This window comes from Pseudoalteromonas luteoviolacea, from assembly GCF_001750165.1.
GTDB lineage: Bacteria > Pseudomonadota > Gammaproteobacteria > Enterobacterales > Alteromonadaceae > Pseudoalteromonas > Pseudoalteromonas luteoviolacea_G.
The window spans coordinates 941933-966415 of the sequence record NZ_CP015412.1 but is presented as its reverse complement, the minus strand read 5'-3'; the positions used below and the strand labels follow the sequence as shown (position 1 = coordinate 966415).

17 protein-coding genes are annotated in these 24483 nt (G+C 42.2%); 5 read left to right on the top strand and 12 right to left on the bottom strand.

Annotated elements, in window-relative coordinates:
* The first annotated feature begins 174 nt into the window (after positions 1-174).
* The 4 genes from S4054249_RS24375 to S4054249_RS24360 all read left to right on the top strand — a co-directional run bounded on the left by S4054249_RS24375 (position 175) and on the right by S4054249_RS24360 (position 4871).
* Entirely contained in the window at positions 175-870 is a 696-nt protein-coding gene (locus S4054249_RS24375; protein ID WP_046357636.1) for a fimbrial biogenesis chaperone, read from the top strand.
* 122 nt (positions 871-992) lie between these two features.
* Positions 993-3326, top strand: coding sequence for a fimbria/pilus outer membrane usher protein (locus tag S4054249_RS24370; RefSeq protein WP_230851947.1), 2334 nt, complete (start codon positions 993-995; stop codon positions 3324-3326).
* Positions 3326-4192 carry a hypothetical protein gene (locus tag S4054249_RS24365; protein ID WP_046357635.1) on the top strand — a complete coding sequence of 289 codons (867 nt, stop codon included), beginning with the start codon at positions 3326-3328 and terminating at the stop codon, positions 4190-4192. The genes S4054249_RS24370 and S4054249_RS24365 overlap by 1 nt, the downstream gene beginning before the upstream one ends.
* 172 nt (positions 4193-4364) lie before the next feature.
* The gene (locus S4054249_RS24360) at positions 4365-4871 is read left to right on the top strand and encodes a hypothetical protein (protein WP_039610639.1); all 507 of its coding nucleotides are present in this window, start codon (positions 4365-4367) and stop codon (positions 4869-4871) included.
* Between the two features lie 1062 nt (positions 4872-5933).
* Here the strand turns inward: S4054249_RS24360 and S4054249_RS24350 are convergent.
* The 11 genes from S4054249_RS24350 to S4054249_RS24300 all read right to left on the bottom strand — a co-directional run bounded on the left by S4054249_RS24350 (position 5934) and on the right by S4054249_RS24300 (position 19725).
* Positions 5934-7130, bottom strand: coding sequence for an MFS transporter (locus S4054249_RS24350; RefSeq protein ID WP_046357634.1), 1197 nt, complete (start codon positions 7128-7130; stop codon positions 5934-5936).
* 1160 nt (positions 7131-8290) lie between these two features.
* Positions 8291-9232, bottom strand: coding sequence for a hypothetical protein (locus S4054249_RS24345; RefSeq protein ID WP_063881450.1), 942 nt, complete (start codon positions 9230-9232; stop codon positions 8291-8293).
* 15 nt (positions 9233-9247) lie between these two features.
* Positions 9248-9661, bottom strand: a complete 414-nt coding sequence (locus tag S4054249_RS24340; protein ID WP_155401343.1) for a hypothetical protein — start codon at positions 9659-9661, stop codon at positions 9248-9250.
* 233 nt (positions 9662-9894) lie between these two features.
* Positions 9895-10842, bottom strand: coding sequence for a hypothetical protein (locus S4054249_RS24335; RefSeq protein WP_069949135.1), 948 nt, complete (start codon positions 10840-10842; stop codon positions 9895-9897).
* Positions 10843-10890: 48 nt separating this feature from the next.
* Complete coding sequence (locus tag S4054249_RS24330) at positions 10891-11772, bottom strand: hypothetical protein (protein ID WP_081231486.1); 882 nt, start codon at positions 11770-11772, stop codon at positions 10891-10893.
* A gap of 34 nt (positions 11773-11806) precedes the next feature.
* Complete coding sequence (locus S4054249_RS24325) at positions 11807-12754, bottom strand: hypothetical protein (protein WP_069949134.1); 948 nt, start codon at positions 12752-12754, stop codon at positions 11807-11809.
* Between the two features lie 53 nt (positions 12755-12807).
* Positions 12808-13692: a hypothetical protein gene (locus S4054249_RS24320; protein ID WP_069949133.1), complete on the bottom strand. Its 885-nt coding sequence runs from the start codon at positions 13690-13692 to the stop codon at positions 12808-12810.
* A 28-nt stretch (positions 13693-13720) separates the two neighbouring features.
* Entirely contained in the window at positions 13721-17500 is a 3780-nt protein-coding gene (locus S4054249_RS27075) for a toxin VasX (protein ID WP_069949132.1), read from the bottom strand.
* A gap of 91 nt (positions 17501-17591) precedes the next feature.
* Positions 17592-18473, bottom strand: a complete 882-nt coding sequence (locus S4054249_RS24310; protein WP_081333504.1) for a hypothetical protein — start codon at positions 18471-18473, stop codon at positions 17592-17594.
* A 34-nt stretch (positions 18474-18507) separates the two neighbouring features.
* The gene (locus S4054249_RS24305) at positions 18508-19392 is read right to left on the bottom strand and encodes a MerC domain-containing protein (RefSeq protein ID WP_069949130.1); all 885 of its coding nucleotides are present in this window, start codon (positions 19390-19392) and stop codon (positions 18508-18510) included.
* A gap of 54 nt (positions 19393-19446) precedes the next feature.
* The gene (locus S4054249_RS24300) at positions 19447-19725 is read right to left on the bottom strand and encodes a hypothetical protein (RefSeq protein WP_069949129.1); all 279 of its coding nucleotides are present in this window, start codon (positions 19723-19725) and stop codon (positions 19447-19449) included.
* A 38-nt stretch (positions 19726-19763) separates the two neighbouring features.
* Between S4054249_RS24300 and S4054249_RS26245 the strand changes: the two genes are divergently transcribed.
* A protein-coding gene (locus tag S4054249_RS26245; protein WP_145924990.1) for an IS3 family transposase occupies positions 19764-20842 on the top strand; the annotation gives its coding sequence in 2 pieces (ribosomal slippage) (positions 19764-20016 and positions 20016-20842; 1080 coding nt in all).
* On the opposite strand, the gene S4054249_RS24290 is transcribed toward S4054249_RS26245, so the two are convergent.
* Positions 20751-24416 carry a toxin VasX gene (locus tag S4054249_RS24290; RefSeq protein ID WP_069949128.1) on the bottom strand — a complete coding sequence of 1222 codons (3666 nt, stop codon included), beginning with the start codon at positions 24414-24416 and terminating at the stop codon, positions 20751-20753. The genes S4054249_RS26245 and S4054249_RS24290 overlap by 92 nt on opposite strands.
* Positions 24417-24483: the final 67 nt, after the last annotated feature.

Sequence of the window (24483 nt, the reverse complement as noted above, 5' to 3'; positions counted from 1 at the left end):
TCAAATCCACAAGGAAGGTTAGCATCAAAAAACATCGCTTTTTATATCAATATCAATACATTTATAAAATCAGGCAGCTATTTTTTATCAAAAAGGTAATTTGCTCTTGTTTTAGCTAATAGTACAGGTATCGTATAGCAAATTTTTTAATCAAGCTTGCTAGTTGGAAGTCAAATGCGTTTATTAATATTAATCTTGTTCTGGTTATCTATTCCAGCTATGGCCTATCAAGTCCAACCTATGATTGTTGACCTTGCAGCTCATGGTAAAAAGTCTCTAGTTACTTATCGGCTACAAAATCCAAGTGACGATACACTGCCTATAGAAATAGAAGTATATAAACGCACCTTTAATGATAAACAGCAAGAAGTATTAGTGCCTGCTGAAGACGATTTTATTGTCCTTCCTCCCCAGGTTGAAGTTGCGGCAAAAAGTTATCAAGTCTTTCGCGCAAAATACTTAGGCACGCCTGAGTTGAAAGAAACACAATCATATCGCATCGTGTTCAAACAACTACCTTTACCAGATGCAGATGATAAATCTGGTGTCAAAATGGTGTTTAACTTTGCAACATTGGTTTTTGTAAGCCCTGATGGCATTGCCAGTCAGCAGCAGAGTGACATTCAATGTGACAAACTAGATGACTGCAAACTGACTATTTCTAATACCGGAAAACGAGTTTTAGATTTATCGCACTTTGACTATCAGTTTCATGAAGGCGAAACCGTTGTCGTTTGGTCACAACTACAATCCATTACTTCTGGGCGATTCATCATGCCGGGGCACAAAATGGAAGTCGACTTACAATCTGTTTTAAAAGAAAAACCAAGTAAAAGCGCAAAGCTTATCAACCTACTTGATAACCAGTAATGTAAGTTATGTCTAATTTGGGTGCTTTTTTTCGGCCTATCAAAAAGAAGTGTGTGCTATTCACACTTCTTTTGCTTTGGGCTACTCCTGTTTTTGCTTCCACATTCGAAATGGACTTCCCCGTGCGGCTTAATGTTGCCGAAGTAGGGCAAATTTCTGCCGCAACGGATGGCTTTGAGCTTAAATCTATTCCTGCAGCTGAGTTTAAAAAACAGCTACACACGGTGTTGAGCCAAAGCATCATTGACTGGCTCACTGAACAAGGAGAAGCTGATATCTCGCCCGAAGAATTTGCAGCGCAAGGCATAGAACTAATTCTTCAAGCGCAAGATTTAACCATCGAAATGTCTTTGTCAGAAGCCGCAATGGCAACTGATAGCTTATCTTACGCGAGGCAAACCCACTTTGAACAACCCAAAGGTGAAGCTGATTGGGCAATGCTCAACAACCTCAATCTAAACCATGAACGCTTTAACAATCATGATGACCATAGGTCACAGTTTGAGTGGCTCATGAATGCAAATATTGGTGGTGGGGATGGTGTTAATATGCGTAGTTCGTTGTTTTGGGAAAATGGCAGTCGAAGAGAAACAAAAGTGTATCGAGGAGAAACTGCTTTTTACTACGACCAACCGGATAAACCCCTGCGCTTTACCTTAGGTGATACAAGTATTAACAGCACGGGACATCTTGCTGGAGCGCAGCTGGCCGGGTTCAGTATTGAAAAGGCATATTCTAAATTACAACCACAGAGGCGAATCACCCCTGGTAATAGCCAGCAATTTGTTCTTCCCCGTATGGCAATTCTTGAAGTTTATATCAATGACTTTTTGATCTCTCGGATCCGTGTAAAAGCTGGCCGATACGACCTTAGTGATCTACCACTAACATCAGGTGAGAACAACATTCGCGTTGTCGCAACTTACCCGAATGGCGAGCAGGAAGAATTTAATTTTACTACCCACTATAATGCAAGGTTGCTGGCAAAAGGCTTGAGTGATTACACCTTGTCCGTTGGTTATTTATCTTCATTCGAAGAACGGCGTTTTGAATATGATGATGACCTACTGGTATCTGGCAGCTACGAATACGGCTTAAGTGACCACTTTACTTTTGGCTTTAATGGCGTAGTACACCCGTTGGGTCACGTGATTGGCTCACTCGCAACCATAAACAGTCCTGTGGGAAACCTCTCTGTACGCTATTCTCAAAGCGAAGTTGATGGCACAGCAGGCAGCATATATTCAATTGAGACAGAGCACAGTGTATTCGGTCATGGCAATGTGGGGTCACCAAACTTACGCATCGGCTATGAGATCAGCCATAACTTTACCAATACACCTTGGCTTGAGTTTAATACCATTAACAACCGAAATCGTGCATTTGTCGATTACAGCTACTTTATCAATGAACATATGGACGTAAACTTCAATGCAGCTAGAGCCGCAGATGAAGACAACTTTACCACCGACAATGTCAGCGCTGAATTTAATTTACGCTATGAAGATATTCGCTTGAGGATAGGTTACAACTTCAGTAACAGTGAAGATGAACGATTTATCTCTGACAATAAGCTATTTCTCACCTTTACGTGGAATTACGATAGTCGAAAAACCAACCATCGGACTAGAGCTCAATATAATAGCCGTAGCAAAGTATCCAGTGCGAGCTACGCAAAAACAAACTACAACTTTGTAAATGACTATGGCTATCAAGTTCTAGCTGAGCACGGTGAAGATTACAGACAAGAACAACTCGAAGCCAGTTACACCAGTTCAATTATGAGAACAGATATCAGCGCGACTAACTACACACGCGATGTTATCGGCTCTGAAAGCAGTGCTAGCATAAACCTATCTACTAGCATTGGAGTTGCCGATGGCCACGTTGGCATGAGCGCAACGACGACCGCGCCCTTTGCTGTTATTACAAAACATAAAACTTTGCAAGACGCCAATGTCCTCGTCAATGTCGATAGATCAGGCCGAGCTCAATCAAAACCAAGCAGTCAATTTGGTTCACTTATTGATTTAGGAAGCGGATATAGCAAAGCTCAGCTCAACATTGATGTACCTGACGCCCCACTGGGCTATGACTGGGGGCCGGGTATGTACGTCAAAGTAGGCGGTGCAGCAACAGGACACCATATTCAGATTGGTTCAGATTTGTCTTATACCGCAATTGGTACATTTGTGGACAACTCAGGCACATCTATTGCAATGAAACGAGGACGGATTGTGAAAATACAGCCAGACACTGATACACAGCCTCAAAACTGGCCATTCTTTACCAATAGAACAGGTCGATTTGTTATAGAGGGAATTAGTACAGGACAGTATCTCGTTGAGTTAGGAGATATGATAGGCCAGTTCAGTATCACTGATACCGAGCAACGATTTGTTAAATTGGGCACTATCACATTACAGGTCGCGCAATCGACAGGAGGCACACAATAATGAAACTCAGAATCTTGGTTTTAATGATTTTGACTTATACAATGCTCACCATGCAAGCGTACGCAAATTGGAACAGCTGTTATGGCAACTTGTGGGTGACCTCTAATTCAACAGATATTATCACCGAGCATAATAATAGAGTGACCGTGTACTTACCTTTGAAGGTTCAAGTTTCTGATCAACTCCTAAATTGCGCAGATGAAATATGGGTAGAAGACGTCTATTACTACTCAATGGTATTCGAAGGACCAACGCAAGATAAGTATGCGAAACTGTACGACTCTCAATTCAAAAAGATCAAAGTGCGAAATGGGATCTGGAAATCTCCACTGAACGAAAGAACAACCCAAATGTGGGTTCGCCTTCGCCACTACAGCTTATTCCCAGCAGGCGAATACAATGGGGCCATCAGAGTTTCCATTGTAAAAAACAATCAAATTGTTGAAGAACAATATTTTGACATGACCTATTATTCTGAGCCGCAAGTTTCAATCTCTTTGGACAACAATAGCAAGGGCAAAGTGGCAGGTAGCAACGGTCACTACCAAGTGAACTTAGGAGAGCTAAAAAGTAATATGCGTTTTTACTGGGGCGTAAAAATACTCAGCAATAGCTCGTACGATATTGTATTAGATTCCGAATTCAATGGCTTGCGTCATGAAACTAACGCTGGTGCGCTGATAAATTACTCAGTGAGCTTTGATAACGTCAAAATGTCGTCATCTGAACAGATTTATCGTAGCTACAACTTTTATCCCGGCGTCAAAAATAAGTGGTATGGCTTTGAATTCATTTTAGGGAATGTAGAGTTAATGCCCGCTGGTTACTATCGAGACAATTTATCGCTGACAGTCTACCCAAGGTAACTATATGATATATAAATAATAAATTAATTTTCACCTCAAAAACATTAAATAACTTGGAATAAAAATTCATTCTTGGCACACCCTTTGCTATTAATTTATCAACTAGGTAAGCACACCTAGAAATTAAAATTGGAAATAAAAACTACTTCGTGTTTTTTTAAAGGGGAAAGCCATGAACGCATTACTAAAAACATTATTCGTTGCAACTGCATTTACATCAATCTCAGCATCAGCTGTCGTTACAGACATCACAGGAACTGAAGCAAAATTTTCTTTTGAAGGCACTATTGAGCCTATGTGTAAAACCAGCAGCGGCAACAGCAATAGCGTAACTGGTCTAAAACTTGATTCTTCACAACAAACTCAAGATATCGGTACTCTAGATGTTTGGTGTAACACTGGCGAGAACGCAACAACTGAATACACATCAGCTAACGGTGGTTTCTTAGTTGCTAACAATGCTAAAGGTAGCAAAATTGCGTATACACTTAACATCGGTGACACAACTGGAATCGACTTACAAACAGGTACTTACAAGCATTCAAAAGCAACTGCTGCTGGTACAGGTGTTTCTGGTGAGACACAAGCAACAGCGCTAAAAATCACACCACAGTCAAATGGTCTAAATGACGCAGGTACTTACTCAGATACAATTACAGTAACTGTAAGCCCTAACTAATAACATATTGGGCGGCAAAGTTTTTATGGCTTATTCTTTACCGCCTGATCTAATATGATGAGTTAATTGTTTGGCAATTGGCTCATCAATTTCTAAAAATACCAACTTACTTATAATTTATTTTTCTATATTCCTTAATTGGATTTGACTTCAACACAGCCCCATAACTTCCCTGACCGCCATAAGTATAAGCCCCTTACATTTTAAAGTCTTGAAAAAAATTAAACCTGCAGCTTAATTGAGTTAAATTTATTTTTATAAAAATCAAAGTGAGAACTTTAAACCTATAAGGATATATAAGCTATGCTCTCATTTAGAAATAAAATAGTAACAATCTGTTTATTATTCACTTCCTCATATGTAAAGGCGCATTGTAATGACCTTTTAAAACAGCAACTCTCTTTACTAGACACTACTTTATCTGAATTTGATCAAACACCTAACCGTGGCTGGCGAGCCTTGTCACAGCAACAATGTTTTTCTGAATCCGCCCTACTAATTGAGCGTTATATGGAGCATAACAATCAAAAAACTAGTGGACTAATGTGGCACTTGTTTCAAATGAGAGCAATGGCTGGACAACATCAGTAAGCTATAAAAATAGGCAAAAGTATTGCGGCTGCAGCTCCCAATAGTAAACCTTCATTTTTATGGAAAGAGTATGTGCTGGCAAGTGTCGCTTTTTTAGAGGGTGACAATAAAGCATTATTAAAAAATAGAAACTTAATAGCACAGCATCAAGAATATAAACCTAACGCCATGAATTTGGCTACAATAGATAAAATAATTAACAACATTAATAAGAGTTATCTTTATGCGTATTCAAAGTGACGAAGAGGTGGGCCAACAATATAATGGGCCACTTTAATTTAAAAAATCATGACGTCTATTAAATAAAAGACACTCTTAAAGAGTTTTACATGAGACATTAAAGAAGTTAAAAACTGCTAAAAATATAATTTTATAGCAGTTTTTAAAATATAAAATAAAGACATGTCACTTTACATCTAGTGCGCTTATATCAAACTTGGATCGCAGTTTGGTTAATAAAACACTGACAAACTATTTAGGTGAGCGCCAAATAGCTGCAATTATTAACATCGCTGCGATCAGCGCAAAAGGTAATCCATAATCTAATCCATAAATGGCAGTGCCAACAATTGGACCCGTAACAATGCCTAGCCCCTGTGCCGCAGATACAGTGCCAGCAGCAGCTCCTTGCTCATGGGATTCAACCGAATTAGCAGCCAGTGCAGAGAGCGATGGATATATCCAGCCCATACCAAAACCAGCTAAGCCATAGCCTACCCACAATATGAGGGATGATAGCGAAAAATACGCTACAATGAAGCCCAGTGCAGCAATCAATCCACCAAACAAAATTAACCTCTGTGGTTGCCACGCAAGTTTTTGCACTGCCACCTGTGCGGCAATCAAAGCTACTCCCACAACGGCCAGTGCAATACCCGCAGAACGCGCAGCTGCCGATGTATCAAGTTGCAGGCGATCGAGAATAAAAAAGCCCACTGTAATTTGCGCTATGGCAACGCTAAACGCAGCAACAAAAGCCACAGCAACAGGCCTGCGCAAACGCACATCACTTAGTCTTACGGAATGCACATCAGGCTTTGAATGCTGCTCTACTTTAGGCAACACCCGCCAAAGCAACAACAATGCAATGACAGGTAAAATAGCCGTAATATATAAAGGAATGCTCAAGCTGTAAGCCCCAATCAGTCCTACAAAGCCAGGGCCAATCACCATACCTGCTGCACTCGCTGCGCCTATCCCTGCCATAGCAGCGGTGCGCTGTTTAGGCGGCACATGATCTGCCACCAGCGCAGCGCTGGTGGCCGGCACTGCCGCATAAAAGATCCCTGCAACACCCCGCCCTACAACAAGGCCAATAAATGCCAAAGTCGGAACCATAGCTGTTTTCATTGAAAAATCGATAAATAGTGCAAGGCTTGTATAGCTGATCACAAACCCACAGAGTCCAAATAGTATTATTGGACGACGCCCTCGTTTGTCGCTCAAGCGCCCCCAAAATCGCGCCATCAAAACCCATGCTAGACCCGCAACTGTCATTGCAGCACCTATTTGCCAAGCTTCTAACCCAATCACTCGCGCAATCGGCCCCGCTAATGCTGCAAATGCCATTACCGCCATAGTGCAAGCAAAGGTTTCAAACATCAGCGCTTTTGTACTAAATGGTCGCACTTCATCAGATGAAATTTCATTCTTAGTTATATTTGTCACTTATACTCCTTGTTTCAGCAGCTGCTATCCTTATCAACCGCTCTTTAACTTTAAAACCAATATTTTAAGTAAATTATCTTCAATTTATTTAGCTAAAACTCGAAACTGAAAACAACGAGCCAAAGCAGAAAAGCCATACTACGTGATAGATAAATCGATTAAGCCTGACGGCTTGAAATTGAAAAGCAGGTACTAATATAAAACTTAAATGACAATATCAGCAATGATAATAATTCTCAATAATAAAGCTGAGATGCACTCATTTTGGGATATACGAAAACCACGTACATAACAACACAACGCGAACCCCAAACCCCGTCATTGTGCAGTCCCTATTAGCAAGAGAAACAGAGTTCGCTATAACAACTTACCACAACACCGAACCCCAAGCCCGCCGTTACAGGCTTACCCCGCAATCTATATTTTGCGACAGAAGCTATGTTGCTAAAATAACCGAATATTTCAGATGCGTTATGGGCTCTGAAATAAATTCAGAGTGACGAAGGTGGAGTTCTGATGAAATATCGCAACTACGCTAACTAACTCAAAATCAACATCATTTCAAACCTTTCACCTAAATCACAACGCAGCCCTAAAACCCCGTCATTGCGGCGTGCCCCGCAATCTATATTTTTCGACAGAAGCTATGTTGCTAAAATAACTGAATATTTCAGATGCGTTATGGGCTCTGAAATAAATTCAGAGTGACGAAAATAGAACTCTGATGAAATATCGCAACTACGCTAACTAACTCAAAATCGACAGCATTTCAAAACTTTCACCTAAATCACAACGCAGCCCTAAAACCTCGTCATTACGGGCTTACCCCGCAATCTATATTTTGCCAAAGACCGCTTTGCTGCTAAAAAGGCTTAAAAAACTCATCTGCGCTATGAGTTCTGTTAAGTAACAAGAGTGGGATGCTAGTTCAGCCTAAAAGATGAAAAACGCTCACACTGAGCCCAATCCCGTCATTACGGGCTTACCCCGCAATCTATATTTTGCCAAAGACCGCTTTGCTGCTAAAAAGGCTTAAAAAACTCATCTGCGCTATGAGTTCTGTTAAGTAACAAGAGTGGGATGCTAGTTCAGCCTAAAAGATGAAAAACGCTCACACTGAGCCCAATCCCGTCATTGCGGGCTTGCCCCGCAATCTATCACTACCAAACCTCAAATCGGTTTATTTGCTTATCCTCTGCATCCAAGTACTTTTTCATTGATTCAGGAAACGGGCCTGTGCCCATGGCATTTTTATCTTTCTGAAAATGCTCTTCAATGCTTCTTTGGACATTCATATGTATTGGCTGACTTATATCCATAAACTTATTCAGGGCCGTCCATTGCTGCTTTTCCATTCCACCGAGCAGTACAATCGAAGGACGCCACCAAAACTTTGATGGGTATTGAGTAAAAACAAGGCTACCAGTCGGCATTTCACCGCCACCACGGGCATTTTTTACAACCGGGCCTTGGCACAGCTCAATATCCTCTATGGGGATATAAAAAGGGCGCCTTAATAAAGTATGTGACGTACGTACCAGTCCTGTATGACGATTGAACTCTAACTTGTCGAGCCAATCAAACCTCTCCCAAAATTTATACAGTCCCCAAGGGCTGGCTATCATCAAAGGAGAAAACGCAATAAGCCAAAGCGGTCCCGAGAATAGGCCAATTAATAATCCACAAAAACCCACCGCAAATAAAATCACATTTAAAAAAATACACAAAAACCAGATACCTGGCGCTCTCCTAATTGCAGCAACTTGGCCATCGCATAAACCGATAAAATGATCGGAGCCAATATGTTCCCGTGATACAAAAGCCTCGCTTTTCAAGTTCGACTTTTTAAAGTCACAACCATTAAGTTCAGCAGCCTTTGCTAAACGTTCTTCATAAGTTTGATGATGTAAATGTTGTTTAGAAAGCTCTTTATAGTAAATACCTTGTTTAAAATACTTAGTATTATTTGCACTTCTCCTCTCTATTTCATCATATCGTTTTTTTCTATCGCCTGTCGCTTCTGCTTTTCTTTTTTGATATTGCTCACGTAGATCTAAAATTGACTTTTCTGTACTTTTTTCATTTTTTGGCTCTGTTTTCATCTAATAATTCCTTCCTCAATAACGACCTGGCGGACGCAAAAACACCTCTTGTAAGTACATCCCCCCTTGAGTTTGTTCATACTCACCCTCGCCAAAAAAAGACTCCCAGAATGACTCTGCTTGGCGTTTTACATACGACGGCAGCATAAACTCTGTTTCAGTCCCCTCAACCAATTTAGCGCCTTCCCCTTGCGGATATACTTTGTATTCTCCCTTGAGCTCAATACTGCTGTTATAAGGCAGCCCTAAAACCTGCCTTAAGCGGTAATAACTCACATCAAAATGCCAACCTTTTCGCGCAGGAAATAGCGTGATTTTTGACATTAACTTACTTAATTGATTATAAGTGAGTACTTTAAATTCCTTATCAGGCCCAGTCGTTCGCCGCCACATCAGCTTTACCCTTGCGCCGTTAATTGGATGCACCATTGGCGCGTAAAAGGCTTTTGGAAGAAGCGCAAAAGTCTAAATATTGTGATTGCAAAATGCGTTGATGAGCACACGATATTCTGGCCGAATTATCTGTAACCACTTGAGTGCATACAGTACTACGAACCACTTTTTACAATCTTACCGTACTAGGAAGCTAAACCGTTTTTGTGAGACCATAGCTTCCCTTTCGCTATTTAAAACTCAATCCTTTTGGCTTGACAGCAAAACCACTACCAAACATCCCTTCTGTTTACCTGCTTATCCTCTGCATCCAAGTACTTTTTCATCGATTCAGGAAACGGGCCTGTGCCCATGGCATTTTTATTATCACGAAAATGGTCTTCAATTGTTCTATGTATATCCTCATGAATAGGCTGAGAAATATCCATAAACCTTACAATGCTGGCCCAATGCTCTTGCTCCATCCCACCAAATACCGTAATAGTTGGCCTAAACCAGTAGCGCTTTGGGTATTTGGTTAAAACTAGGCTGCCGGTGGCCATTTCTCCGCCGCCTCTTGCGGCTTGTACCACAGGACCTTCACATAATTCTATGTCTTCAATTGGCACATAAAAACGTCGTCTCAGAAAAGAAAATGGCATACGCACCAATCCGGTGTGGCGATTAAATTCTATTTTATCTATCCATGCCCCCCACTCCCAGATTTTGTGAACGGCCACGGGACCTAATATACTTACAGGGATCAAATATGCGTACGAAAAATTCCAAAAAAAGACAATATTAACAACACTAAAAAAAAGCATATAGACACATAAGATAAACCATAAAAAGCAAAACCCGCCCCAAAATGGCGCCCTGCGGATCCCAACAATTTGTCCATCGCACCAGCCAATGTGATTATCCGTGCCATGGTGCTCCCGCGATGAAAACGGCTTTTTAAATGGCTTAGCTTCTTTAAACTCACAGCCGTTTAACTGTGCAGCTTTTGCAAGACGTTGCTCATATGTCTGATGATGGAGATGGTCTTTTGAAAGCTCTTCATAAACTACGCCTTGGGCATAATATTTATCACGGTTTTTGCGCCTTCTCTCAAGCTCATCATAAGCAGCTCGCATATGACTCGGGGCATTCGCTTTCTCTTTTTCAAATTCTCGTCTCCGTCGCTCTTTTTTAGACAAACTTTCAGAAGAAGGTGAACCAACTTTTTTCACGTTCATTACATTCCTTGCTACAAACTCAATCCTTTTGGTTTGACAGCAAAACCACTACCAAACCTCAAATCGGTTTATCTGCTTATCCTCTGCATCCAAGTACTTTTTCATTGATTCCGGAAACGGGCCTGTGCCCATGGCGTTTTTATTTTTTTTATAATGCTTTTCTATTGATTCATGTACGTCTTCATGTATAGGCTCATTAATATCCATAAACTTGAGAATGGCTGTCCAATGATCTTTTTCCATCCCCCCAAACGTGGCAATGGTTGGGCGCCACCAAAACTTGGCTGGATACTTAGTCAATACTAAGCCACCCGTTCCCATCTCACCTCCCCCTCTCGCCGCTTGAATGATTGGCCCTTCGCACATTTCAACGTCTTCAATCGGGACATAAAATGGCCGTCGCAGCAAAGTATGTGAGGTGCGCACAAGTCCGGTATGGCGGTTAAACTCAATCTTGTCTAACCAGTCCAGCTGTTCCCATAATTTATAAGTCAACCAAGGGCCAATACAAAAAAGAGCTATCGCAGCTGGCATTAACCAATTCGGGCCATGGAATACCCCTTCAAAGAAAAAACCAAACCCACCGACAAAACAAAAAAGAGATAGAAACAAACAAACAAGCCAAATTCCGGGGGCTCTGCGCAAAACCAACACTTGTCCATCACAATTACCTATGTGGTAAAACATATCGGTATGCTCATGGGATGCGAACTTTCGTTTAAAGGGTTTTGCTACTTTAAATCCACAACCATTAAGTTTTGCAGCCATAGCCAAACGGTCTTCATAGTTACTATGATGCAAATACTCTTTTGATAAATCTAAATAATAAAAGCCTAAATCTGTGTATTTTGAAACATTGCTACTTCTCAAGCGCATTGCTTCCAGCTGCTGCTCTCTAATTTCCTCTTCTGTTAATACTTCTTGACTCATCTTCATCCTTAAATTTGTAAATCTCCGTTATTTGCTACCAAACCTCAAATCGGTTTATCTGCTTATCCTCTGCATCCAAGTACTTTTTCATTGATTCAGGAAACGAGCCTGTGCCCATGGCGTTTTTATTATCACGAAAATGGTCTTCAATTGTTCTATGTATATGACGGTGAATAGGCTGAGAAATATCCATAAACCTTACAATGCTGGCCCAATGCTCTTGCTCCATCCCACCAAATACCGTAATAGTTGGTCTAAACCAGTAACGCTTTGGATATTTGGTTAAAACTAGGCTGCCGGTGGCCATTTCTCCGCCGCCTCTTGCGGCTTGTACCACAGGACCTTCACATAGCTCTATGTCTTCAATTGGCACATAAAAACGTCGTCTCAGAAATGAAAAAGGCATACGCACCAATCCGGTGTGGCGATTAAATTCTATTTTATCTATCCATGCCCCCCACTCCCAAATTTTGTGAACCGCCATGGGACCTAATATACTTACAGGGATTAAATATGCGTACGAAAATTCCCAAAAAAAGACAACATTAACAACACTAAAAAAAAGCATATAGACACATAAGATAAACCATAAAAAACAAAACCCGCCCCAAAATGGCGCTCTGCGGATCCCAACAACTTGTCCATCGCACCAGCCAATGTGATTATCCGTACCATGATGCTCCCGCGATGAAAACGGCTTTTTAAATGGCTTAGCTTCTTTAAACTCGCAGCCATTTAACTGTGCAGCTTTTGCAAGACGTTGCTCATATGTCTGATGATGGAGATGGTCTTTTGAAAGCTCTTCATAAACTACGCCTTGGGCATAATATTTATCACGGTTTTTGCGCCTTCTCTCAAGGTCATCATAAGCAGCTCGTATATGACTCGGGGCATTCGCTTTCTCTTTTTCAAATTCATGCTTCCATCGCTCCTGTTTAGACAAACTGTCAGAAGAAGGTGAACCAACTTTTTTCACGTTCATGACATTCCTTGCTACAAACTCAATCCTTTTAGCTCGGCTTGACAGCAAAACCGCTACCAAACCTTCCACCGATTAATTTGCTTATCCTCTGGGTCAAAATACTTTTTCATTGACTCTGGAAACGGGCCTGTGCCCATGGCATTTTTATCTCTTTTGTAATGCTCTTCGATCTCGGTGTGAACATGCCTATGAATCAACTCATCACTGTCCATAAATTTAAGAATGGCCGTCCAATGGTCTTTTTCCATCCCACCAAAAGTGGCAATGGTTGGTCGCCACCAAAATTTAGCTGGGTATTTAGTCAACACTAAACCACCCGTTCCCATTTCACCACCACCTCTCGCCGCTTGAATGATTGGACCTTCGCACATTTCAACATCTTCAATCGGGACATAAAATGGCCGTCGTAATAGTGTATGTGAGGTGCGTACAAGCCCGGTATGGCGGTTAAACTCAATCTTGTCTAACCAATCCAGCTGTTCCCATAACTTATAAGTCAGCCATGGGCCGATAAAGAATAATGCTATACCTGCCAACATCCACCAAGCGGGCCCTGTGATTAGTCCAACGATGAATAGGCCAAAACCACCCAAAAAGCCAAAAAGAGAAAGAAAAAAACAAACAAGCCAAATTCCGGGCGCTCTGCGCAAAGCCAACACTTGTCCATCACATTTACCGATATGATAATAACGATCTGTGTGTTCTCGCGATGCAAACTTTCGTTTAAAAGGTTTTGCCACTTTAAATTCACAGCCATTCAAGCAAGCTGCAAACGCCAATCGCTCCTCGTAACTTTTATGGTGTAAATGCTCCTTCGAAACATCAAAATAATAGATACCTTGATCTGTATATTTACTAATATTTTTCGCATATAACTTTATTTCTTTTGATTTTTCTAGCCGCCATTGTTCGAGCGACTCATCAGATTCTTCTTGCATATTTTTCCTTAAAATAAACGCCCTTTAATTATAATGCCATAAGACTAGTAGGCGCTGTCTGAAATGAACACATTGCTAACCCACCATGACGCTGCTGAATACTTTCTTCTTTCTTTCTCTCAAACCTTATTGGCAACACAAACTCCTGCTTAGTGCCATGAATGATGGGCTCACTTACACCTCTTGGGTAAATAGCATAGAGCACTTTAAACTCAAGTCTCATGTCTTGTTGAACCCCTAAAGCGTGCTTAATTTTTGAATAAGTCGTGGTAAACTCCCAACCAGTACGATTAGGGTAGAGTTCAATCGTATCGACCATTTGACTAATTTGGTACCTTGATAAAATACTAAAGTCGTCATCACCTTGCTTTTTGTACATAAATACCAATTTTGCGCCATTTTCTGGATATGAAAGAGGCACGCTGAATGAAAACTTCACAGAGCCAATCACATTAATAGAGGTAATCGATAAATTGGGGCGATAGAGTGTGTTGTATAAATCATGCAATGCCAATTCGGGGTTTTCCTCCCACTGGGCAGCACGGATTGTGGCATCATGACTGTCATCATTTTTAAAGCGGGTCTTGCTTTTACCCCAGTGACAAGCCTCCAGCCAAGCCTCTATCGGCTCTTCCGAAAATGCCCATGCGATACCCGCTCCGATCAATAATATAATCACGCCCGCAATCGCAAGCCCCGAAGCCAGTGATACGAGAGCTGCACTCTGAAATACCAAACTCGATTTGGCCAATATCCCTAAAAGGGATGACAAGGTCATACTCGCTGCCCCAGTCATCATTAAGCCTTGAGACAAGACTTGTGCCCCATCGCCGCGCTCATATGCTGAAATCATGTTGTTATAAGCAACGTATGTACTGACCGCACTGGCAACAAAGGTCAATGCGTTTGCCGCCAGCGAGCCATACACTTTAAATTTCAATTGAGATGACCACCAAAAACGTTTTGTTAAGGCACTTGGAGGAACAGGCTTACTACGTATGATTGCATAGCACTGTTTTGGTGAAGGCAGGCCTATTTTTCTTTCCACCATATTTAGGCCAATATTACTCATAATATCTGCGGTATCTAAAATTGCAGATAATTTAGCTATTTCAGGTGCATTAGGGTCATTGATGGTACTGTAGAGATTAGCCACTTCGAGGATGGCAACAACTGGTAACAGGTTTCTCAGCACCGCATCTAATGTCGCTGGATTAATGTTCATTCGGGCCATTTTGCTCAATGCTTCATTTTCGTGACTAAAGCCTTTTAATTGCCATTCAATCTCTAAATCCCTAACCAAATTATTTTCAATTTTATCAAAATTTTCCTCAATTGCTGTTTTCAACTCTTCCACAGCCGACAAATCCATGACCACTAGAGTTTTCTTAATGCGTGTTTGCCCAGCCTCTATATCAGCTTGCTGTTTTTCCATTACTTTAAGCACTTCATCCAAAGAGCCATCCAGCTCTAGGATGTGGTCTAATCGCGCTTCAATAGAAGCAAATTCGTCTATTTTTGCTTTTACTAAAGGATCTGTTTGCGGGCTCTCATAGGCACTATCAAACCCTTCTGCAGCCCGTTCAAGCTTTAGCAAGCTCTCTTGGGCGCGTTTGGCTTTATCTAAAAAGTTAAGCGGTACTTTGCCATCAGGTAATTTGTTAGAGTAATAATCGTTAACATCAATATCTATTTCTGTCAGCAAATCGCCTGTCATCACTTTAGCTAAATGCATATAGCGAGTGTGTGGCACTTCACGTAATAAAAGATCTCGAAACGACCTACCTTGATAATACTCACCGCTTTGGTGTAACAGCTTTAAATTTTGCTTGGTGCGGATCAGCCTAGCACGCGCCCGACTATGGTTATCATGAAGCGCTTCTAACTCTTCCATTCTGTTAGCTAAAATCTGATCCATACTATCTGGTATTGATTTACCCTCTCCAAATAGCCCAGACTGTAACTCTTGACGCACTTGTGCATTTGCAGCTTGCCTAGCACTGATCTCCTGTTGCTTCAATGCAATACTGTCGTGTAGGTTGTCTATTTCTTTTTGAATCTCTGAACGTTGCGATCTCAACCTCTCTTCTTGTGTATTTCTATCAGCACTGTGTGCTTTAAAATCTTTGCCAGACCCCCCTGCCGCATAATAACTGGTTGGCACTGAAAAACTCACAGCCAATACGCCCCATACCACATGCGAAGCTCGGCGCCAAAACTCGCGCTGCTCGCCAGACATTATGCCTTCGTCTATGTCTTGCTGAATTTGTTGCTGTAATTCAACTGAAAAAACCGTATCGAATGGGTCGCTGCTTTCTCTGCGTGCGCACTCATAATCGCTCAATGCAGTGCCGGTCTTTTTCGGGTACATCAGCGCGGTCAGTTTTAAGCTGTTGGCTGCGTTTTCAGTATCTAGGGGATGCGTGCCCAGCACTTTTAACATCAGCTCTTGGCCCATGTCCTCTTCGTCTATTTGCTTGGCAGCCCTAAAATCTGAGTCATGTACCAAAAAGCTTTCAATTAAGGTTTTGGTGAGATCGGTGTAAGGCGCGGTGACATCGCTTATCAGCTCATACACAAAGTTGCGTCTCACATCTTCGTAATAGCCATAGTCCTTCACCGCTTGATAAAAGCTCATTGGCTCGTCTTCGCGGGTGATATGGTCAAAGCCAAATGATTTTTGCACATTGATGGCGCGGGCAGAGGTCAGTGCCTGTTCGGTCTTTAAGTAGCGTCTAAACTCATACTTTGAAAAACCAGCGCGCACCCAGCTTTTGTAGTTTTGTGCCATGTCTTGCTCATGCTCAGAGACCGACATGCCAAGGTCTACTTTTTGCTGGGTGGTATTGGGAAACGCAAAAAACTGCGACTGAATGGTGGTCGCCAGCACATGTTTAGAAATGTTTTTTTGCTCTGGTGCAAAGTCTTCAAAATCATCGGTGGTGAGGGACGCGCCTTTGATAGACTCCATCGACAATTGCTGGATGTTTTTACGCTCTGAGACGATTTCAGCGGCAAGGTAACGGGCCACGCCTATTGGGTCTTTTAATACCGGGCGGTGCAAGCCATTTTTTGGCATACGCGGTAGCGGGATGTGCTGTGGCGCCTCATCATTGCTGTAGCCTTGTGCATAGTTACCCAATTTATCAAGCACTTGCATACGTTGGCTGCGGCGCTCACTCGCGGCGTCATCATTGGTGCCCGGCTTTACGCTTGGGCCATAGTTTAAGCGCGGATCGTTTTCGCTCATGCCGCCAAAGGCTTCAATTTGTCGCCAGCACCACTGGGTTTCACTGAATGCAATTTCTACTTGGCATGGCTGACCATATAGTTTGTTGGGCACCAGCACTTGCTTAAGTTGCTCACCCGTTGCCACGCGCTCACCAACTTGACCGTGTTCATCAATGCGCCACGCTTGCGGGCCTTTTTGGTATGCGAGGTTCACATCTTTAAAATAAGAAATGTCTTCTTCTTCGTGCTCTGTGACTTCAAGCTCGCGCCATAAGTGACCGTCCACATAAATGTATAAATATCCGGGTCTTAAGTTCGTTAGTTTGCGCTCAGCGGCGCCATCTGGGGTGCACTCACACAAGGGGTAAATGTACACCAACTCAACATCGGCGTTGTTATTGTTTTGTGTGGTGTTGGCAAAGCCCAGCGGAATTTTATAAAAACCAGTTTTTGCCTGATCTTCGCTGTAATCTTTGATCATCAATGAGACTTGCTCTGAGTCACTGGCATAGCCTTCAAACACCAATTCGCGATAAGCGCCTTGCTCATTGACGCTAGTGGGAGCTGTACTTGTCATCCGATCTTTTCCTTGATCTATAAAATACTACTGGTGCTTTTTCATTCAAAAAGCTTCTACTTTAGTTGAAGTGTATTTTTACGGTTTCTAACTACCACACCTTCCAGCGGCTTACTTGCTTGTCTTCTGGATCAATATACTTTTTCATCACTTCAGGAAAAGGGCCCGTACCCATAGCATTCTTATTTTTTTTATAGTGATCCTCTATTGAATCATGTACGTCTTCATGTATCGGCTCATTGATATCCATAAACTTCAAAATGGCTGTCCAATGATCTCTTTCCATTCCCCCAAAAGTAGCAATGGTTGGCCGCCACCAAAACTTGGCTGGATACTTAGTCAACACCAGTCCGCCAGTTGCCATTTCACCTCCCCCTCTCGCAGCTTGAATGATTGGCCCTTCACACATTTCAACGTCTTCAATCGGAACATAAAATGGCCGTCGCAATAGGGTATGTGAGGTTCGCACAAGTCCGGTATGGCGGTTAAACTCAATCTTGTCTAACCAATCCAGCTTTTTCCATAACTTATAAGTCAACCAAGGGCCGATAATAAATAATGCTATACCTGCCAGAATCCACCAAGCGGGCCCTGTAATTAGTCCAAAAACAAAAAAGCCAAAACCACCCAAAAATCCAAAAAGAGAAAGAAAAAAACAAACAAGCCAAATGCCGGGTGCTCTGCGCAAAGCCACCACTTGTCCATCACAATCGCCAATATGATGGAATTCATCAGTATGTTCTCTATCACTAAATGGTCTTTTGAAGGGTTTTGCTACTTTAAATCCACAACCATTAAGTTTTGCAGCCATAGCCAAACGGTCTTCATAGTTACTATGATGCAAATACTCTTTTGATAAATCTAAATAATAAAAGCCTAAATCTGTGTATTTTGAAACATTGCTACTTCTCAAGCGCATTGCTTCCAGCTGCTGCTCTCTAATTTCCTCTTCTGTTAATACTTCTTGACTCATCTTCATCCTTAAATTTGTAAATCTCCGTTATTTGCTACCAAACCTCAAATCGGTTTATCTGCTTATCCTCTGCATCCAAGTACTTTTTCATTGATTCCGGAAACGGGCCTGTGCCCATGGCGTTTTTATTTTTTTTATAATGCTTTTCTATTGATTCATGTACGTCTTCATGTATAGGCTCATTAATATCCATAAACTTGAGAATGGCTGTCCAATGATCTTTTTCCATCCCCCCAAACGTGGCAATGGTTGGCCGCCACCAAAACTTAGCTGGGTACTTAGTCAATACCAATCCGCCAGTTGCCATTTCACCTCCTCCTCTCGCCGCTTGAATGATTGGCCCTTCACACATTTCAACGTCTTCAATCGGAACATAAAATGGCCGTCGCAATAGGGTATGTGAGGTTCGCACAAGTCCGGTATGGCGGTTAAACTCAATCTTGTCTAACCAATCCAGCTTTTTCCATAACTTATAAGTCAACCAAGGGCCAATAAAAAAAAGCGCTAACGCAACTGGCATTAGCCAATTCGGTCCATGGAATACCCCCTCAAAGAAAAAACCAAGTCCAGCGGGAAAGCAAAGAACGGAAAGAAATATGCAAACCAGCCAAATTCCAGGGGCTCTACGTAAAACCAATACTTGTCCATCACAATTTCCAATGTGGTAATCATGATCAGTATGCTCCCGTGACAAAAACTTCTTTTTATAGGGCTTAGCTATTTTGAAATCACAATTATTTAACCTTGATGCCAATTCTAGACGCTCTTTATAATTCATATGGTGCAAACAATCATTTGGAACATCTTCTAAATAAACGTTATTTTTAAGGTATTTCCCGATATTTTCGTCTCTACACTCAATATCTTTAAGCTTTTCTTCACGCCACTGCTTTATATAATCATCAGAATTTTCTTGCATTTCCCTTCACCAACTAAACTAACTTTTAAACTTAATTTACTAATTATTCGCCATTTATAGTGCCAAAAGACTCGATGGCTCAGTATAAATAGCATTCATAGCTAAACCACCATGAAGTTGCTCCACCTTAGAAACTGCATGACGTTTAAAGCGAATTGGCAACACAAACTCTTGCTTAGTACCATGAATGATGGGCTCACTTACACCTCTTGGGTAAATAGCATAGAGCACTTTAAACTCAAGTCTCATGTCTTGTTGAACACCTAAAGCATGCTTAATTCTTGAATAGGTCGTGGTAAACTTGTAACTCCCCCATAAACTGAAACAGTTCATAAGTAGAATTTCTATCAATATAAGAAGGAAATTTTACGATGCGAAAAAGTAAGTTCACTGAAACACAGATCGTCGGCATGATCAAAGAAGCTGAATCAGGTGTGCCTGTACCGGAAATATGCCGTAAACATGGTGTTGGTCAAAGTACATTTTATAAGTGGCGTTCTAAATATGGTGGGATGGAAGCCTCTGATGTAAAACGTTTAAAAGAGCTTGAAGATGAAAATCGCAAGCTAAAAGATATGTTTGCGACTCTCAGTTTAAAACACTCAATGCTCGAGGAAATCATCTCAAAAAAGCTGTAAAAACGAGTAGACGCAGAGCTTGGGTCGAGCATTTATGTGCGAGATTTGAGGTAAGTGTTGCATTTGCTTGTGACGTAGCTGGTTTGAGTCGCAGTGTTTATTACTATAAATGCAAGCGACCGTCGGATGATGATGTGATTGATTCTTTGCTGACGCTTGTTGAGCGGCATCCTAGATGGGGTATGCCTAAGCTGTTTAAACGACTTAGACATCAAGGCAAAGTATGGAATAAAAAGCGTGTTGAGCGAGTATATAACATGCTCAAGCTTAACCTTAGACGAAAAGGAAAACGCCGTGTACCAACACGCACACCAAAGCCGTTAAGCGCACCGGGAAAACATAATGAGTCGTGGTCGATGGATTTTATGAGCGATGCGCTCAGCTACGGACATCGTTTTAGAACACTGAATGTGCTGGATGATTACAACCGTCAAGCGTTAGCCATTGAGGTTGATACAAGCCTCACGGCTGAGCGAGTTATCCGAGTCCTAGAACGGGTCATAGCATGGCGTGGAAAGCCAAAACAAATTCGAGTGGATAATGGTCCTGAGTTTACGTCAAATGCTTTAGATAGCTGGGCTGCAGAACAGTGCATAAAACTTGAGTTTATTGAACCAGGTAGTCCATATCAGAACGGTTTTGTTGAGCGATTTAATCGCAGCTATCGAGAAGAAGTGTTGGATTTATATCTGTTTGAGTCACTTCAGCAGGTTCGTGACATTACAGATGAATGGTTAGATATTTATAATTATGAACGGCCTCACGATGCACTAGGAGACCAAACTCCAATGAGCTATCTTGAGGCAGCATAATTCTACTAATGGGCTGTACTAAAATTGGGGCAGTTACAAACTCCCAACCAGTGCGATTGGGATAGAGTTCAATCGTATCGACCATTTGACTAATTTGGTACCTTGATAAAATACTAAAGTCGTCATCACCTTGCTTTTTGTACATAAATACCAATTTTGCGCCATTTTCTGGATATGAAAGAGGCACGCTGAATGAAAACTTCACAGAGCCAATCACATTGATAGAGGTAATCGATAAATTGGGGCGATAGAGCGTGTTGTATAAATCATGCAATGCCAACTCTGGGTTTTCCTCCCATTGGGCTGCACGGATCGTCGCATCATGACTGTCATCATTTTTGAAGCGAGTCTTGCTTTTGCCCCAGTGGCAAGCCTCCAGCCAAGCCTCTATCGGCTCTTCCGAAAATGCCCATGCGATACCCGCTCCGATCAATAATATAATCACGCCCGCAATCGCAAGCCCCGAAGCCAATGACACAAGCGCTGCACTCTGAAATACCAAACTCGATTTAGCCAATATGCCGAAGAGGGATGATAAGGTCATACTCGCCGCCCCAGTCATCATTAAGCCTTGGGAAAGTGCTTGTGTGTCATCGCCGCGTTCATATGCTGACATCATGTTACTAAAAGCGACATAAGTGCTGACCGCACTGGCAACAAAGGTCAATGCGTTTACCGTCAGTGAGCCATATACTTTAAATTTTAATTGGGATGACCACCAAAAACGCTTTGTTAACGCACTTGGAGGGACTGCTTTACTTCGTATGATTGCATAGCACTGCTTTGGTGAGGGCAGGCCTATTTTTCTTTCCACCATATTTAGACCAATATTACCCATAATGTCCACAGCATCCAGAGCTGCTGATACTTTTGCTAATGTCGATGCATTAGGGTCACTTAATGTACTAAAAAAATTTGCGACTTCTAGCATGGCAACAACAGGTAACAGGTTTCTCAATACCACATCTAATGTTGCAGGGTTAATGTTCATTTGGGCCATTTTACCCAATGCTTCATTATCATGAGACAACCCATCAAGTTTCCATGCTGTTTCAAACTTTGTGAGTTTTTCCGTGTTAATTTGCTTCCTGTTATCTCTTATTTTTTCTTTCAAGCTTTCTACAACTGACAAATCCATAACTACTAAAGTTTTCTTAATTCGTGTTTGCCCAGCTTCTATATCAGCTTGCTGTTTTTCCATCACTTTAAGCACTTCATCCAAAGAGCCATCCAGCTCTAGGATGTGGTCTAATCGCGCTTCAATAGAAGCAAATTCGTCTATTTTTGCTTTTACTAAAGGATCTGTTTGCGGGCTCTCATAGGCACTATCAAACCCTTCTGCAGCCCGTTCAAGCTTTAGCAAGCTCTCTTGGGCGCGTTTGGCTTTATCTAAAAAGTTAAGCGGTACTTTGCCATCAGGTAATTTGTTAGAGTAATAATCGTTAACATCAATATCTATTTCTGTCAGCAAATCGCCTGTCATCACTTTAGCTAAATGCATATAGCGAGTGTGTGGCACTTCACGTAATAAAAGATCTCGAAACGACCTACCTTGATAATACTCACCGCTTTGGTGTAACAGCTTTAAATTTTGCTTGGTGCGGATCAGCCTAGCACGCGCCCGACTATGGTTATCATGAAGCGCTTCTAACTCTTCCATTCTGTTAGCTAAAATCTGATCCATACTATCTAGTATTGATTTACCCTCTCCAAATAGCCCAGACTGTAACTCTTGACGCACTTGTGCATTTGCAGCTTGCCTAGCACTGATCTCCTGTTGCTTCAATGCAATACTGTCGTGTAGGTTGTCTATTTCTTTTTGAATCTCTGAACGTTGCGATCTCAACCTCTCTTCTTGTGTATTTCTATCAGCACTGTGTGCTTTAAAATCTTTGCCAGACCCCCCTGCTGCATAATAACTGGTTGGCACTGAAAAACTCACAGCCAATACGCCCCATACCACATGCGAAGCACGGCGCCAAAATTCGCGTTGCTCGCCAGACATTAAGCCTTCGTCTATGTCTTGCTGAATTTGTTGCTGTAATTCAACTGAAAAAACTGTATCGAATGGGTCACTGCTTTCTCTGCGCGCGCACTCATAATCGCTCAATGCAGTGCCGGTCTTTTTCGGGTACATCAGCGCGGTCAGCTTTAAACTGTTGGCTGCGTTTTCAGTATCTAAGGGGTGCGTGCCCAGCACTTTTAACATCAGCTCTTGGCCCATGTCCTCATCGTCGATTTGCTTGGCAGCCGTAAAATCTGAGTCATGTACTAAAAAGCTTTCAATTAAGGTTTTGGTGAGATCAGTGTAAGGCGCGGTGACATCGCTTATCAGCTCATACACAAAGTTTCGTCTTACATCTTCGTAATAGCCATAGTCCTTCACCGCTTGGTAAAAGCTCATTGGCTCGTCTTCGCGGGTGATATGGTCAAAGCCAAATGACTTTTGCACATTGATGGCGCGGGCAGAGGTCAGTGCCTGTTCGGTTTTTAAGTAGCGTCTAAACTCATACTTTGAAAAACCAGCGCGCACCCAGCTTTTGTAGTTTTGTGCCATGTCTTGCTCATGCTCAGAGACCGACATGCCAAGGTCTACTTTTTGCTGGGTGGTATTGGGAAACGCAAAAAACTGCGACTGAATGGTGGTCGCCAGCACATGTTTAGAAATGTTTTTTTGCTCTGGTGCAAAGTCTTCAAAATCATCGGTGGTGAGGGACGCGCCTTTGATAGACTCCATCGATAATTGCTGGATGTTTTTACGCTCTGAGACGATTTCAGCGGCAAGATAACGGGCTACGCCGATTGGGTCTTTTAATACCGGGCGGTGCAAGCCATTTTTTGGCATACGCGGTAGTGGGATGTGCTGTGGCGCCTCATCATTGCTGTAGCCTTGTGCATAGTTACCTAATTTATCAAGCACTTGCATACGTTGGCTACGGCGCTCGCTGGCGGCGTCATCATTGGTGCCCGGTTTTACGCTTGGCCCATAGTTTAAGCGCGGATCGTTTTCGCTCATGCCGCCAAAGGCTTCAATTTGTCGCCAGCACCACTGAGTTTCACTGAATGCAATTTCTACTCGGCATGGCTGATCATACAATTTATTGGGCACCAAAACTTGCTTGAGCTGCTCACCCGTTGCCACGCGCTCACCAACTTGGCCGTGCTCATCAATGCGCCACGCTTGCGGGCCTTTTTGGTACGCGAGGTTCACATCTTTAAAATAAGAAATGTCTTCTTCTTCGTGCTCTGTGACTTCAAGCTCGCGCCATAAGTGACCGTCCACATAAATGTATAAATATCCGGGTCTTAAGTTCGTTAGTTTGCGCTCAGCGGCGCCATCTGGGGTGCACTCACACAAGGGGTAAATGTACACCAACTCAACATCGGCGTTGTTATTGTTTTGTGTGGTGTTGGCAAAGCCCAGCGGAATTTTATAAAAACCAGTTTTTGCCTGATCTTCGCTGTAATCTTTGATCATCAATGAGACTTGCTCTGAGTCACTGGCATAGCCTTCAAACACCAATTCGCGATAAGCGCCTTGCTCATTGACGCTAGTGGGAGCTGTACTTGTCATCCGATCTTTTCCTTGATCTATAAAATACTACTGGTGCTTTTTCATTCAAAAAGCTTCTACTTTAGTT